At 46.1% G+C, this 14,747-nt stretch carries 12 protein-coding genes; 5 read left to right on the plus strand and 7 right to left on the minus strand.

Going from position 1 to position 14,747, the window contains the following annotated elements; translation table 11 throughout:
* Position 1: 1 nt before the first annotated feature.
* The 5 genes from ACK8OT_RS17610 to ACK8OT_RS17630 form a co-directional block, all read right to left on the minus strand.
* Complete coding sequence (locus tag ACK8OT_RS17610) at positions 2–739, minus strand: amino acid ABC transporter ATP-binding protein (protein WP_410197819.1); 738 nt, start codon at positions 737–739, stop codon at positions 2–4.
* Complete coding sequence (locus ACK8OT_RS17615; protein WP_410197820.1) at positions 736–1,407, minus strand: amino acid ABC transporter permease; 672 nt, start codon at positions 1,405–1,407, stop codon at positions 736–738. Before ACK8OT_RS17615 ends, ACK8OT_RS17610 begins: the two co-directional genes overlap by 4 nt.
* Before the next feature lie 14 nt (positions 1,408–1,421).
* Positions 1,422–2,180 carry an amino acid ABC transporter substrate-binding protein gene (locus ACK8OT_RS17620; protein WP_410197821.1) on the minus strand — a complete coding sequence of 253 codons (759 nt, stop codon included), beginning with the start codon at positions 2,178–2,180 and terminating at the stop codon, positions 1,422–1,424.
* A gap of 326 nt (positions 2,181–2,506) precedes the next feature.
* Positions 2,507–3,742, minus strand: coding sequence for an ABC transporter substrate-binding protein (locus ACK8OT_RS17625; protein ID WP_410197822.1), 1,236 nt, complete (start codon positions 3,740–3,742; stop codon positions 2,507–2,509).
* Between the two features lie 67 nt (positions 3,743–3,809).
* Positions 3,810–5,792: a HAMP domain-containing methyl-accepting chemotaxis protein gene (locus tag ACK8OT_RS17630; RefSeq protein ID WP_410197823.1), complete on the minus strand. Its 1,983-nt coding sequence runs from the start codon at positions 5,790–5,792 to the stop codon at positions 3,810–3,812.
* A 186-nt stretch (positions 5,793–5,978) separates the two neighbouring features.
* Between ACK8OT_RS17630 and ACK8OT_RS17635 the strand changes: the two genes are divergently transcribed.
* From ACK8OT_RS17635 to ACK8OT_RS17655, 5 genes are all read left to right on the plus strand, one after another.
* Positions 5,979–6,326 carry an ArsR/SmtB family transcription factor gene (locus ACK8OT_RS17635; protein ID WP_410197824.1) on the plus strand — a complete coding sequence of 116 codons (348 nt, stop codon included), beginning with the start codon at positions 5,979–5,981 and terminating at the stop codon, positions 6,324–6,326.
* A 34-nt stretch (positions 6,327–6,360) separates the two neighbouring features.
* Positions 6,361–7,365: an ArsJ-associated glyceraldehyde-3-phosphate dehydrogenase gene (locus ACK8OT_RS17640; RefSeq protein WP_410197825.1), complete on the plus strand. Its 1,005-nt coding sequence runs from the start codon at positions 6,361–6,363 to the stop codon at positions 7,363–7,365.
* An 11-nt stretch (positions 7,366–7,376) separates the two neighbouring features.
* Positions 7,377–7,883, plus strand: a complete 507-nt coding sequence (locus ACK8OT_RS17645) for a cyclin-dependent kinase inhibitor 3 family protein (RefSeq protein WP_410197826.1) — start codon at positions 7,377–7,379, stop codon at positions 7,881–7,883.
* 66 nt (positions 7,884–7,949) lie between these two features.
* Positions 7,950–9,161: an organoarsenical effux MFS transporter ArsJ gene (gene arsJ, locus ACK8OT_RS17650; RefSeq protein WP_410197827.1), complete on the plus strand. Its 1,212-nt coding sequence runs from the start codon at positions 7,950–7,952 to the stop codon at positions 9,159–9,161.
* 108 nt (positions 9,162–9,269) lie between these two features.
* Positions 9,270–10,916, plus strand: coding sequence for a phosphoethanolamine transferase (locus tag ACK8OT_RS17655; RefSeq protein ID WP_410197828.1), 1,647 nt, complete (start codon positions 9,270–9,272; stop codon positions 10,914–10,916).
* A gap of 55 nt (positions 10,917–10,971) precedes the next feature.
* Here the strand turns inward: ACK8OT_RS17655 and gorA are convergent, their stop codons facing one another.
* Both gorA and ACK8OT_RS17665 read right to left on the minus strand, forming a co-directional pair.
* On the minus strand, positions 10,972–12,327 hold the full coding sequence (gorA, locus tag ACK8OT_RS17660) for a glutathione-disulfide reductase (protein WP_410197829.1): 1,356 nt from the start codon (positions 12,325–12,327) through the stop codon (positions 10,972–10,974).
* A 176-nt stretch (positions 12,328–12,503) separates the two neighbouring features.
* The gene (locus ACK8OT_RS17665; RefSeq protein ID WP_410197830.1) at positions 12,504–14,471 is read right to left on the minus strand and encodes a sensor histidine kinase; all 1,968 of its coding nucleotides are present in this window, start codon (positions 14,469–14,471) and stop codon (positions 12,504–12,506) included.
* Between the last annotated feature and the right edge of the window lie 276 nt (positions 14,472–14,747).

Genomic DNA, 14,747 nt, shown 5'->3' on the forward strand with positions numbered 1-14,747 from the left:
TTTAGGATTTCATTGCTCTAGCTAAAAAAGCGCGAGTGCGTTCACTTTGTGGCGCGTTGAATAGCTGCTCGGGGGGGCCTTGCTCTATGATGTGACCGCCTTCCATAAATATGATCTTATCAGCAACTTCACGGGCAAACTGCATTTCATGGGTCACCACTATCATGGTTTGTTTACTGCGAGCCAGTTGCTTCATTACAGCCAATACCTCGTCGACCCACTCTGGATCCAGTGCCGAAGTTGGCTCGTCAAATAAGATAACTTCGCCTTTGGCAGCCATCGCGCGGGCAATGCCTACGCGTTGTTGTTGACCACCTGACAGTTGCGCTGGATATTGGTGGCATTTTTCACCTAAGCCGACTTGCTCCAAAATTCGCTTACTGGTGCTAAGAGCTTGTTGCTTAGGCTCCTTCCATACCGTAATTAAGCCTTCGGCTACGTTTTCAAGCGCTGTTTTGTTGGCAAATAATGCGTAGTTTTGGAACACAAAGCTGCTTTGCTGGCGCAATTGGGTTATTTGCTTATTGCTGGCATGTTCGGCTTCGACCTTGATTGGGCCAATTTGAATGCTCCCTGTGGTCGGTGTTTCAAGGTAATTTAGGCAGCGCAGTAAGGTAGATTTACCTGTGCCGGATGGTCCAATAATGACAACGATTTCACCTTGTTGCACACTAAAGTCGATGCCTTTTAGTACTTCATGGTGACCGAAAGTTTTGCTTAGGTTAGTGACGTTGATCATTTCACGTATGCTCGGTTAAGGTGAATTTCAAGGCGATGTTGTAATTGGGTAAAGATCACCACTACAACCCAATAAACAATCGCGACGGCGACAAAGCTCTCAAAGAATTTAAAGCTAGATGAAGCTTCCATTTGCGCTTTCGACATGATTTCGGCCACGCCTAAGGTGAAGGCGAGCGAAGTACTTTTTATCATGTCGATGAAATAGTTCATCAGGGAAGGCGAGGCAACCCGAGCGGCTTGGGGTAAAATTATACGTTGCATGGCTTGCAGTTTGGTCATGCCAATACTTAAGCTTGCTTCCATTTGGCTACGATCAACCCCCAATATGGCTGCGCGGATGCTCTCCGCCATATAGGCAGAAAAATGCAGCGAAAGGCCGATAACAGCGGCGCTAAAGGCGTCGAGCCCCACCAACCAAGGAAACAATTGCGGCAAACCGTAATAGAGCAAAAATAGCTGCACTAATAGCGGCGTGCCACGAAAGAAAGAAATAAACACAATTGCAACTTGATTCAATACGGGCATAGCAAACACCCGCACTACTGCTATTGCCACTGCTAAGATTAATGCGATGACAAAGCCGAACAGCGCCATCTGCATGGTCACTCCCAAGTACTTTAGCAGTATGGGAAACAGCTCTAAGGTGTAGATAAAATCAAAGTTCAACTGTGGACTCTCCTTTATTGCGTAATGTCAGCGTCAAACCATTTGATTGAGATTTGCGTTAACGTACCATCTTGCTTCATGCTGCTCAGTGCTTGGTTCACACGTTCGATCAAGGCTTGATTGGTTTCAGATTTAACGAACGGCATGGCATTTTTGATAGTAGCAAAGGGCTCACCTGCTAGCTGTAGGGGTAAACCCGACTTTTTAATCAACTGTGCCGATGAAACGCGATCCATTACAAAGGCATCGGTACGGCCAAGTACGACATCTTGTTCAAAACCCGCATCGTAAGTGATGATATTGATTTCTTTGTTGGGATCCGCTTGGCGCAGTAGTTGCTCAAAGTTACTGCCAAGGTTTACGGCCACTTTCTTACCTTTAAGATCTGCAACTGTGTTGATGTCGTCGCGGCCTTTTTTCACCACAATCTGTGCGCCATCAACGACGTAGGCTTGGGCAAAGTCATACTTAGCCAAACGTTCATCGGTCATGGTGATTTGATTAGAAATAGTGTCTATGTGGCCGGCTTCTAACATGCCAAATAAACCGGAAAAGTTAGCGGTTTTATACTCGACCTTTAAGTCTGCTCGCTTACCAATTTCATCCCAAATATCCACTTCAAAACCTTGTAACTGGTCCTTTTGCACAAAGGTAAAGGGAAAATAACGACCCGACATACCTACTTTGATGGTGTCTTGAGCAAAAACGGGGCTGGTAATAAAGCTAAGTATTGCTAGTGAAATAGCAAGCACACGGGCTAAACCTGTTGTCATATTTGCAGTCTCTTTGTCTAAATTAAGTTATTTTGGTTATATTAAAGTCTAAAAAGTAATTACAATACAGTTTTAGATAACTAATTATTATATAAGTTATTAAGGAAAGCACTATTTTGTGGCGATAAATTAGTCAAATATTTCTCTGGGAAAAAGGAGGGGTGGCTGATTGGATTATCGATAAAATCAGTTGCGTTGGAGCGGCGCTAGCAATGGGATGTGGCGCTTTCCCCTAGGTTGAGGTCGCAACTATGCGGCTAAAGAAGGCAAGAAGCTCGTCGTCATTTGACCAACTTCTTGCATCTAAGTTATTCATTATAAGTGGGCTAAGGCTTATACCAAGCGTCCATGCCTTTCTGAAGGCGTTCGGCTGCGTCGTTTGGTGCCATGGTGCCATTGATTACCCCAACACTGGTTTCCCAGATTTCTAGCTCTAGGCTAGGCTCTCCACGGTTGAGAATTTGATATGAATTCCTAATGGTTGAATCACAGGTATCGCGCCATGCGATCATTGATTTAGCCGTGGCATCATCAACATCAATAAAGTGATTAGAGAGTGAGAAGAAGCCGGGTAATGCATTGGTATAAATCGCGGCGAATTCACCTGTTGTCATCCATTTTAAAAAGGTCTCAGCATCTTTGATATTAGGGCTATTGGCATTGATGCCCACACCTATGTCTGTATGGTCACTGATGTAGCATTCGTCATCGGCTTTGGCGACGGGGGGCATAAACACACCGAGGTCGAGCTTGGTATTGAATGCCGCAATGTCCCAAGAGCCTGCAGGGTAGATGGCTGCTTTTTGATCCGCAAACAGCGCGATAGCGTCATTATAGCTGCGATCTTGATAGCCTTCGCCCATGTAGGGCCCCCATTTGGCAAGTTGCTCAAATACTTGAACGTACTGTGGCTCGTTAAACTTCTCATCACCATCAATTAAGGCTAGGCGTCCGTCTTCGCCTTGCCAATAGTTAGGGCCAATGTTTTGAAAGCCCATGGTAGCGGCTTCCCACTTATCTTTTGTCCCCATGGCGATGGGCGTGTATTTACCGCTACTTTTGATTTTTTCAAGCGCGGCATAAAACTCATCGTTGGTTTTAGGCGGTGCAATACCTAGCTCATTGAAAATGGTTTTATTGTAGAAGAAACCATGGATCACTGAAGCCATAGGTAAGCAAAACGATTGCGCGCCATTATCGGTTTGCCAAGCGGCTTTAGCAAAGTTAGGAAAATTACCCATGCCATCTAACTCTGTGATGTCTTTGAGGTATCCGGCTTGGAATAATTTAAGGGAGTCATCAAAAGGCCGACAAGTAATTAAATCACCTGCATTGCCCTCGGCGAGCTTTTTATTGAGTGTGCCATTATAGTCGGTGGCATTGGTGTGAATGAAAGTGACTTTAATGTCGGGATGTTTGGCGTTGAAAGCCGGAATGATGACGTCGTTCCAAATCGCGGCATCTTCACGCCAGCTTTCAATGGTTATTGAGCCTGCATTGGCAATGGAGGCCGTTAATAACAAGGATGTGCCGATGGCATATGGCAAGGTCTTAAACTTCATTACGAACCCCTTCTTGGGCTGGTTAACAACTCCTTATTGCTTTTTTTACTCGGCAATAAGGCCAAAATTACACTTTAAAACGACTGATTAAATGCCGTTGCTGTTCGATTAGTTGGGCTAATACTTCACTGATTTTGGCTGAGTCGCTGGCTTCCCTCTCGGTTTCTAAAGCGACTTCGGTGATCCCATTGATGTTTTTCGCTATGTCTTGGCTCACCGCTATTTGCTCTTCGGTGGCATGGGCGACATGCACGCTCATTTCTTTGATCGCTTCCATGCGTGTCACTACGGCTTGTAGAGCGGCATCGGTGAGACGAGTTTGTTCGACGCAGAGATTGGTTTGGTCTTGGCTTTGGTGCATCACGCTGGCAACTTGTTGTGAGCTTAGTTGCAAGTTTTCGATCATGGCTTGAATTTCAACAGTCGACTGCTGTGTTCGTGTGGCAAGGGTGCGTACTTCATCTGCCACCACGGCAAAGCCTCGACCTTGCTCGCCCGCTCTAGCTGCTTCAATAGCGGCATTCAACGCGAGTAAATTTGTTTGGTCTGCAATACCGCGGATGACATCTAAAATGCTGCCGATATTACTGCTGAACTCTTCAAGTTTGCGGGTAATTTGCACTGCCTGATCTATCGATTGAGCTAATTGCTCCGTTAGATCGCGATTCTTCGCCACTAAACTGCGACCATTGCTGGTGTCTTCATTGGCTAAGGTGACTTCGGAAAGGGTATTTTCGGTGGATCTGAATACTTCGCCAACACTGACTTCCATTTCTGAGATAGCCGTGGCGACTTGATCCGTTTGGTTTTTTTGGTCGGCAACGCGACCCATGGTGCGTTCACTGATCTCGGCGGCGGTGTTGGCTTCTTGGACCAGCTGGGTTGACCCTTGGCTAATTTGGCTGAGTACATCTGCCATGCTGTCAACCAGCGAATTGAGCGAGGCGGCCAATGCCCCAAATTCATCATTGGATTGATAGTTAACCCTTTGTGTCATGTTTCCGGTCGCCATGGCTTTAATGACCGGAGAAATTAGGGCTAATGGTTTGTGAATGCTGCGCGCGACGGTGTAACCAATGATGGCGGCTACAGCTGCTGATATTAAGGTGACCGCGATAATGTAAATGACCGCGGTTTTAACGGCTTTATCGGCTGTATTACTGGCGGTTTGCGCTTCGCTTTGTGCTTGCTCGGTAAAGCGCTCGAGTAGCTGCTCGGCCAATTGCATCTGTTGGTCGGCTTGGCTGGTGATCTCGGCAATTTCTTGTTGTAATTTTTGCTGTTGCATCATCAAGGGCAGCAAACCTTGTTGTGAAATACTGATGCTAGCTAGTTTTTCCACGGCCTTGTTAAATCGAATGATGACACCTTCGTCAACTTTGATCCGTTTAGCGCCGTCTAGTGCTTTTGTTATGTCTTGGCTTAACGCATCTTGTAATTTACGTAAATCGGTCTTAACGCTGGCTTGTCTGATCTCGCGTAAATCTCGTGCAATGCCACTAGTTACCCGTTCTGCTTTGTTTCGTTGTGAGCGCTTACTAGCTGTTTCACTTAGTAATAATAGGGTAACTTGTTGAAACTGATCCTCTTGTTTGACAAATTCACTGCGCAGTGTTTGTAAGCTATTTTGGGTGGTCACTAAGTTACGGTGTTCAACTAGGATTTGCTTTGCTAATTCAAAGTAGTGTGCAGCAGCGTTTTGCAGTTCGCTAAAGTTGCCCTGCAAACTGGGATCAAGTGCTTGGCTGGTGCTGAGTTGTTGACTGATTTGCTCAAATGTTTGCTGCTCAGTATTAAAACTTTGCTGGTGTGTATCGAGCTCATCGGCAATGTCGGTGGTTCTAAATTTGAGGTAGCTTAGATTGTTTTTAAGCAAGGCTTGTTTGAGTGCGGTACTTGATAGCACTAAAGGCGTTGTCTCTTGGGTTACCTTATTCAAGCTAAGGTTTATGGCTGTGGTGTTGAAGTAACTGATCCCACCCAAAATAGCCAGTAGTATAAACATAATCACGAAACCAGCGATGGTTCGCTGCACAATACTCAAGCGCATGTTGCCATTTCCATTGGTGACTAATTTTATAAGCATAGAGCAGTCAGCTATAGCTGCATCAAACCTGACGTTTATTTGATGTTCTTTCGAGTATCAATATGAACTTTTTATGTTAGTTGAGTGAAGTCATTGTGCCTAGTTAGAGGATTTGTTACTTTCTCGTCATTACCATATATGGATATCCATATGTTAGAGCATGAATATTTCAAATTACTGGCTGATGAAACACGCTTATGTAGTTTATTGCTATTAACCCAATACGGACCTTTATGTGTGTGTGAATTCACCCATGTATTGGCCTTGAGTCAGCCCAAAATTTCGCGTCATTTGGCTTTGTTGCGGCAAACGGGATTAGTGACCACTGAACGCCAAGGGCTATGGGTTTATTATCAATTAAGCAATTCATTGCCAAACTGGTTATTGCAATTATTACAACAGCTTAATCAGAACAATGTACTGGTAGAGCGTTATCATGTTGCGCCTGAAAAATTACAGCAATTAGCACAGCAAACAAACTGCTGCACACCGCAATAAATGGCTCCGGTTGCACCGGAATAAGGAAATAGAGATGACAATTAAGGTTGGGATTAATGGCTTTGGTCGTATCGGACGTTTAGCAATGCGCGCGGCGTTTGACTGGCCGGAGTTAGAATTTGTAAAGATTAACGATGTGGCAGGTGATGCTTCGACATTGGCCCATTTATTGGAGTTTGATTCGATTCAAGGGCGTTGGCACCATCAGGTTGAAGCAAAAGACGATGCGTTGATCATTAACGGGCAGACCATTGCCACGACGCAACAAGGTGAAATAGCCGCGGTAGATTGGTCGGATTGCGATGTGGTGATTGAAGCCACGGGTGTGCATCGCGATGTGACGTTTTTAAATCAATACCTAGCGCAAGGTGTTAAGCGAGTGGTGGTGTCGGCGCCGGTCAAACATGAATCGGTCGCCAATATTGTTGTCGGGGTAAATGAGCATATTTTTGACTCGGCTAAGCATCGTATTGTCACTGCCGCTTCTTGTACCACTAACTGTATTGCCCCTGTGGTGAAAGTGATCCACGAGCAGTTGGGGATTGAAAATGCTTCGTTTACGACTATTCATAATTTGACTAATACCCAAACTATTCTGGATGCACCGCATAAGGATTTACGTCGTGCACGCGCTTGTGGGGTGAGCTTGATCCCCACCACGACGGGTTCGGCTAAGGCGATTATTGAAATTTTCCCTGAGCTGGCTGGCAAAATAGATGGTCACGCGGTGCGCGTACCGCTGGCCAATGCGTCACTAACAGATATTATTTTTCAAGTGAAACAAAGCACTAGCGTTGAGCAGGTGAATGCCTTACTGGCACAAGCGGCGCAGGGTGAGCTAAAAGGCATTTTAGGTTTTGAAACCAAGCCCCTAGTCTCGATTGATTACAAAGGCGATCAGCGTTCGACGGTAGTAGATGCACTGTCGACCATGGTCGTTGGTGGCACCATGGTGAAAATTTATGCATGGTATGACAACGAAATGGGATACGCCACGCGCACTTCTGAGTTAGTGCGTATTGTTGGTTTAGCAGATTAATGGAGCACGAGATGACACATCCTACTTGGCAATTGCCACTCAATGATAAAGGGGCGGAGTTAGTACTGACACCTTGCCCTGGCACTAAAGGCACAGATTTAACCGCTTCATTGCAGCAGCTGAAGGCTCAGGGCGTGAAGGCGGTGGTGACCGCATTAAGCGAAGAAGAAATGGCCAAGGCAGGCGTAGCCGAGTTAAGCCAACAAGTACAAGCCTTGGGCATGCTATGGTTTCATTGTCCGATTGAGGATGATCAAGCACCAGACTCAGGCTTTAACATAGATTGGCTTAAAGCATCGCCAGAGTTGCATCAATTACTCGATGATAACCAAAGCGTGGCATTGCATTGTATGGGCGGCTCGGGTCGCACCGGTTTATTGGCCGCGCATTTGTTACTAGAGCGTGGCTGGGATCTTGATACCATCAAGTCTCGCGTGCAAGCGCTGCGTCCGGGCGCCTTTACTAAGGCCAGCCAAATTGAATATATAGATGGCGTGGCAGCTGACTCTGTCTATTAATCTGTAAATGGCTGGCATCACCAGTGCCAGCTTTTGCTTTTTCGGCTATCGCAAAAGGAAAACGTTGTGCTTGCCTCTTTACCTCGCTCGGTACGTCAATATCTCCTTGTTACCTTTAATTATTGGAATTTCACCATCACCGATGGCGCGTTGCGTATGTTGGTGGTGTTGTATTTTTATGACTTAGGTTATGGCGCCTTTGCGATTGCCTCGCTGTTTTTGTTTTATGAATTTTTTGGCGTGGTGACTAACTTACTCGGTGGCTGGCTTGGCGCGCGCATTGGCCTAAATCGCACCATGAATATAGGACTGTTGTTACAGGTTATCGCGTTGTTAATGTTAACCGTACCACCTGAGTGGCTGGTGGTAGGTTGGGTGATGTTGGCGCAAGCCTTATCCGGCATCGCCAAAGACTTAAATAAAATGAGTGCAAAAAGCGCTATTAAAACCTTAGTGCCCGATGAACAGCAGGGGCGATTGTTTCAGTGGGTGGCGGTGCTGACGGGATCGAAAAATGCTCTCAAAGGGGCGGGCTTTTTTATCGGCGGCGCGCTATTACATTTGCTTGGTTTTCAAATGGCCGTGTTGGCAATGGCGCTGGTCTTGTTGGTGGTGTTTGGCTTTAGCTTAGTTAGCCTCGATGCCGATATGGGGAAGGCGAAAAATAAGCCTAAGTTTACCGAGCTGTTTGCTAAATCGCGCAGCATAAATATTTTGTCGCTTGCCCGCATGTGCTTATTTGGTGCCCGTGATGTCTGGTTTGTGGTGGCCTTGCCGGTTTACTTGGCCAGTGTGTTTGGTTGGAGCCATAGCCAAGTTGGTGGCTTTTTAGCGCTGTGGATCATCGGCTATGGGGTAGTACAAGGCTTTGCGCCCTACCTAACGGGTAAGCGTCGTGGAGTGGTACCAAATGGTCGATCTGCTGTGTATTGGGCGTTGCTGCTCACCAGTGTAACGGCCCTGATTGCGTTAAGCATAGAATATCAATGGCAAGTTGAAGTGGTGTTGATTGCGGGTTTACTTCTATTTGGCGCGGTGTTTGCCGTTAATTCCTCATTACATTCTTACTTGATTGTCAGCTACGCCAAGCAAGATGGCGCGTCGTTAGATGTCGGCTTTTACTATATGGCCAATGCGATGGGGCGTTTAATCGGTACGGTTTTATCGGGCTGGGTATTTCAAAGCTACGGTTTGGCCATGTGTTTATGGGTGTCGGCAGCGATGTTGCTTCTAACTAGTGCTATTTCCATTATGTTGCCTAAGGTGAGGGATGTGTAGGGGTATACAATGGTTTGTCATAAATCTGCAAAATTCGTCTTAGCTTAAGTCTCACTTAAGTATCTTCAACCATACTTAGTTCATTGATGTTTAATGGGCTGAGAAAAAGTGCATTCAAATTTTGTTGTGCCAGCATGGTTACCGCGTTGGCAATTAAGCTATGAAAAAATTATTTTTATCCTAGCGCTGTATTTTGCTGTGATTTTGAATTTTCCGGTCAACTACCGAGTTTATGAATTGGCTGGTGCTGGGAACTTGGCTTTTGGATTATCCTCAAGCTTGGTTTTGTTTGCTTGTTTTCTGATTATCTTTAGTTTTTTTGCCTTACCTTATTTGCTAAAGCCGGCCATGGCATTGATGCTGGTATCATCGGCTGGCGCCACTTACGCCATCTGGCAGTACAATATTTTATTTAGTTACGCCATGGTGGAAAATATTCTGGCGACCAACTCGGGCGAAGCCTTGTCTTACTTTAATGGTTATTCCATTGGCTCTGTAATCCTGCTGGGCGGCTTACCTGCTGCTGCTTTATTTCGCGTACAAGTTTTACTACCGGCCAGCTGGGCTCGTTTGTTGTTGGCTCGTATCGCGCTGATCTTGGTTGCTGCTTTGATTTTGGCTATTGTAGCGATACTGTTTTACAAAGATTACGCGTCGGTTGGCCGCAACAATCGTTACCTCACTAAAATGATAGTGCCGGCTCATATTTATTATGGCGCAGAGTACATTAACCGGAACTTTTTCACCAAGCCTCTGGCCTATAAAACCTTAGGTGAAGATGCTCAATTACCAGTGCAGAAATCTGGGGCTGACCAGAAACCGACACTGGTGGTGTTGGCTGTGGGGGAAACGGCGCGCGCCACAAACATGCAATATAATGGTTATTCTCGTAACACGAATCCCTATACCCAAGATGATGATTTAATTGCTTTACAACAAGTTTCATCTTGCGGCACTGCCACCGCTCACTCGCTTCCTTGCATGATGTCATACTTAACTCACGACAACTTCGAGCGAAAGCGAGCCGATGCCCAAGATAATGTGTTAGATATATTGAGCCGAGCAGGTGTAGAGGTGACTTGGCTAGAGAATGATGGCGGAGATAAACATGTCGCTAAAGGGGTTACGTCTTTTGGATTTTCGTATCAGCAAGGTTGGTCGGATTGTCATCGTTTGAATTGTTTTGATGAGGTTTTTATCGCCAAATTAGAGCAGCTACTCGCAAACTCTCAGCCGACCAATAAGTTGTTCGCCATGCACCTGATAGGCAGTCATGGCCCCACTTATTATCAGCGTTATCCTGCCGAGCATGCTTTGTTTCAACCTGCCTGTGAGCGTAGTGATATCGAGAACTGTACGGATGAAGAAATCGTCAATGTTTACGATAATACACTGGCCTACACGGACTATGTTTTGGCACAAGTGATTGATTTGTTAGAGCGCTATGGCGATAGTTACAATGTGGCCTTGATGTACTTGTCGGATCATGGCGAGTCTTTGGGTGAAAATGGCTTGTACCTGCATGGTACGCCTTATGCTATTGCCCCTGAAGAGCAAACTCAGGTGCCTTGGCTGATCTGGTTGCCACAGCAGTATGCGCAAGCGAAAGGAATAAACCGAGACTGCCTAGTACAACAGGCTCAAAGTGGCGATTTTTCTCACGATAACTTGTTCCATAGTTTATTGGGTTTTTATGGCGTAGAAACCCAAATCAGGCAAGATGAGCTGGACTTTACCGCACCATGCAGAGCTTAGCGGATAAAATAAAGCCCAAGCGATGGCTTGGGCTTGGATAACCTAGCTGTTGCGCTTAGGTCATGGTAACAAATTCCTCTGATCCCGTGGGATGAATGGCGACTACGCTATCAAAATCGGCTTTGGTCGCGCCCATTTTCATTGCTACTGCAAAGCCTTGGATCATCTCATCCACAGCGAAGCCAATACCGTGTAGGCCGACGACTTTTTCTTCTTCACCTGCGCAGACTAGCTTCATTTTACAAGGCTGGCGATGCTGGGTAACTGCGGTGTACATAGCGGTAAAGCCTGAATTGTATACTTTAATTTGATCGCTGCCGTATTGTTCGATGGCCTCGGCTTCGGTTAAGCCTATGGTGCCAATCGGGGGATGGCTAAATACCACGGTTGGCACTAGGTTGTAGTCCATTTTGGCGTTGGTTTTGCCATTAAATAAGCGCTCAGAAAGTTGGCGACCTGCTTTAACCGCAACTGGGGTGAGTTCGATCCCCCCTGCCATGATGTCACCAACACAATAAATGCCCGGTACATTGGTATTTTGATATTCATCAACTGGGATATAGCCCTGTGCGTTGGTGGTCACACCGGCGTTTTCTAGCTTGATGCTGCTGGTGGCAGGATGGCGACCGATGGCCCAGATTAAGCAGTCGACTGTGTATTGCTCACCATTTTCAAAGCTAATAGTAAGGCTGCCGTCATCATTTTTCACCACTGAACTAGGAATGCTTTCGGTGTGCAGCTGTGGCCCTTCGGCGGCCATGACTTCCACTAAGGTGTCCGTGAGCATGGTATCAAAGCTGCGCAGCGGGGCGTGTTTGCGTACAAATAGGTGGGTTTCACTGCCTAGCGCATTAAGTACGCCAGCAATCTCTACCGCGATATAGCCTGCGCCGACAACGGCAACACGCTTAGGCTGTTCGGTGAGTTCAAAGAAGCCATTGGAGTCGATGCCGTACTCCGCACCCGGAATATTGGGGATAGTTGGTGCGCCGCCTACAGCAATCAGGATATGGTCGGCGCTGTAGTGCTTACCCTCAACTTCGACGGTGTTAGCATCAACAAAGGTGGCGTAGCCTTTAATCACATTCACTTTGTTGTTACCTAGCACGCGATCATAAGACTGGTGGATGCGGCCAATGTAAGCTTCGCGGCTGGCGACTAGCTTGTTCCAATCAAAGCCTTTTTGTTCGATATCAAAGCCGTAATCTGGGCTGTATAGCTTGATGGCTTCGGCGATTTGCGCGCCATGCCACATGACTTTTTTCGGAACACAACCTACGTTAACACAGGTGCCGCCAAGGGCTTTGGCTTCAATTAGTGCGACTTTAGCGCCGTAACGGGCAGCTCGGTTAGCTGAGGCAATGCCGCCACTGCCGCCGCCAATACAAATGTAGTCAAAATGTTCTGTCATCTTGTTTCCCTTTAGGATTGGATAAGTGTTTAGGGTAGGTTGTAAAGCGCAATAAGCTTCGTTATTGCCATCTACCAGCCACGTTAAGTTGTTTGGCTTTGTTTGGTTATGATGCGATACAAAGATGGAGGACGCAAGTTGCAGTCGCTGCTGGATACACGCAGCGACTACTGGCGTTATACGTTGTGGTATGGGATATCGATATGGAAACAGACCCCTTGGCTAACACTGGTGTCATGCACTATGCTGCCCTTGAGCAGTTGCACCACTAAGTTATAAATAACATGGGTGCCCAAACCACTGCCACCATGACCGCGTTTAGATGTGACAAAAGGATCAAAGATGCGTGGCGCAATTTCTGGGTCGATACCGCGCCCACTGTCTTGATAATCAATTAATAAGCGGTCATCTTGACGTGTCACTTGAATGGTAATTTTACGCTCACCATCCCAGTCATCAAACCCGTGGTTGACGCTGTTGATGATTAAGTTTGAGTAGATTTGGGTAAAGCTTCCCGGGAAACTGTGCATTTTCAGGTCGCTATCGCAAAAGGTTTCAACCGTACAATTGGCTTTTTTCAATTTGTGGTTGAGCGAGGTGACAACTTGGTTGAGGTTTTCCGCGAGATTGAAGGTATAACAGGCCTCACTTGATTGGTCGACGGCGACCTGTTTAAAGCTACTGATTAAATCCGAGGCACGACGTAAGTTATTCATCAACAGGCTACATGATTCGTCCATGTTGGTGGTCAACTCTTCGATAAATCCACGGGACAGTTTACCCTCTGCAACACGTTGTTTTAGCGATTTTGTTTGATCCTGAAGGTAGGATGAGGCGGTAACACTGATGCCTATTGGAGTATTGATTTCGTGTGCGACCCCTGCCACTAAACTACCCAGAGAGGCCATTTTTTCCGATTCAACTAAGGTTTGCTGAGCGCGTTTTAGTTCATCAAAGGCAACGACTAATTGGTTGTTACTTTGTTCCAGACTGGCGGTGCGCTTGATGACTTTTTCTTCGAGTTGATCATTCAGGCGTTTAATTTCTTTTTCTACACGTTTTAAGCTAGACACGTCATAACCAAAGGCTATCAAGTATTTGAAATGTTCGCCTTCATAAAACGGTACAAAGCTCCAAAGCAAGGTGTTGGTTTCACCTAGCTGGTCGGTCATGGTGATTTCGAGATCTTTTTGGTCTTGGTATTTGGTGAGTAGCTTAGCGATTTCATCTTGTTGTGGTTGGTCGACAAACAGGCTTAACCAACTTTGACCGACCATTTCTTGCTGGCTGTATCCGGTTAAAATCACCCCGGCAGGGTTGATAGATTCAATATCAAAGGCTTGATCCAAACAGCAGATGACAGACGTTGAGGAGTTAATGATGGTGGTTGAAAAATCACGCTCGGCAGCAAGCTCTTGATTGGCCTTCTCTTTGGCTGATAGCTCGGCAAAAATTTTCTCGCGCATTTGGTTATAGGTCGCGGCAAGCCCATCTAATTCGTCTGGATTAGAAGGGTGGGGATCTCGGCCTTCGAGCTTCAGTGGCGGCAAGGCTGCGTCGAGCTTCAACGAGCGGGTGTAGTCGGCAATACGGTTGAGGTGGCGGATCACTAGGTAATAGATGATCAGCAAAATACAAATTGAAACCACTAAGGTTTTGATGGTTTGGCTGACTAAAATCACCATGGATTTTTCGATTAGGCGTTGATATACCTCGTCGAGGGAGGCGGCAACCAGTAATCGACCAACCACTTCTCCTTGGTAAACCAAATCAAATTCACGACTGATATCAAACTTTTGCTTTTGCATGCCTTTTTCGATGAGCGGCACCTCAGAGCTACCCAGAATTTCTTTGATCAAGACATACTGCATATTGGGCAGGTTCATGATCCCTTCGACCTGAACTTGCACTTGTTCTTCGTCTAAATTCCACAGGCTGGCAGCGATGGGCTGCAAAAAGCTGGCTTCAATTTGAGTGATGCTGTTTTCTATTTGGCCAACGTCTTTACGATAGTCCCAAAGTAGTTGCACCATAGTGATAACCACGGCCAACACACTGCTACATAACAAAATGTAGGACAGCAGTCGAAAAGAGAGACTGTTTTGACTAACGGAGCGTTTAATTTTTGCAACCACTGTTGGCATTCAATGTTACCTATTGGCCGAGCAACTTACTCAGCTCGAATTAATGCGTAATTAACTTTTTTGCCTTTCGATTTAGCCTAAGCAGTTAAGGCGAGGCAAGTGTACAGATTAATCATAGACCGACTAAGCAAGGTCGGCTATTTATTGAGAATACATTCACAGGAGGCATTTGGGGAGCGCTTGACCCAGACCATCCGGCTAAAATCCGAGTTAGATCGCGCATTTAGCTATAAAGAATTTATCATATATCGGTTACATCTATTTCGGTTGCTATTT

Origin of the sequence: Motilimonas thetidivivens, from assembly GCF_046452435.1 — a bacterium.
In the GTDB taxonomy this organism is placed as follows: Bacteria; Pseudomonadota; Gammaproteobacteria; order Enterobacterales; family CBDFNC01; genus Motilimonas.

Coding starts and splice junctions, on each gene's coding strand:
- ACK8OT_RS17620 (WP_410197821.1), bottom strand. CDS start 2,180: ATGACAACAGGTTTAGCCCGTGTGCTTGCTATTTCACTAGCAATACTT.
- ACK8OT_RS17630 (WP_410197823.1), bottom strand. CDS start 5,792: ATGCGCTTGAGTATTGTGCAGCGAACCATCGCTGGTTTCGTGATTATG.
- ACK8OT_RS17635 (WP_410197824.1), top strand. CDS start 5,979: ATGTTAGAGCATGAATATTTCAAATTACTGGCTGATGAAACACGCTTA.
- ACK8OT_RS17665 (WP_410197830.1), bottom strand. CDS start 14,471: ATGCCAACAGTGGTTGCAAAAATTAAACGCTCCGTTAGTCAAAACAGT.
- gorA (WP_410197829.1), bottom strand. CDS start 12,327: ATGACAGAACATTTTGACTACATTTGTATTGGCGGCGGCAGTGGCGGC.
- ACK8OT_RS17645 (WP_410197826.1), top strand. CDS start 7,377: ATGACACATCCTACTTGGCAATTGCCACTCAATGATAAAGGGGCGGAG.
- ACK8OT_RS17610 (WP_410197819.1), bottom strand. CDS start 739: ATGATCAACGTCACTAACCTAAGCAAAACTTTCGGTCACCATGAAGTA.
- ACK8OT_RS17640 (WP_410197825.1), top strand. CDS start 6,361: ATGACAATTAAGGTTGGGATTAATGGCTTTGGTCGTATCGGACGTTTA.
- ACK8OT_RS17625 (WP_410197822.1), bottom strand. CDS start 3,742: ATGAAGTTTAAGACCTTGCCATATGCCATCGGCACATCCTTGTTATTA.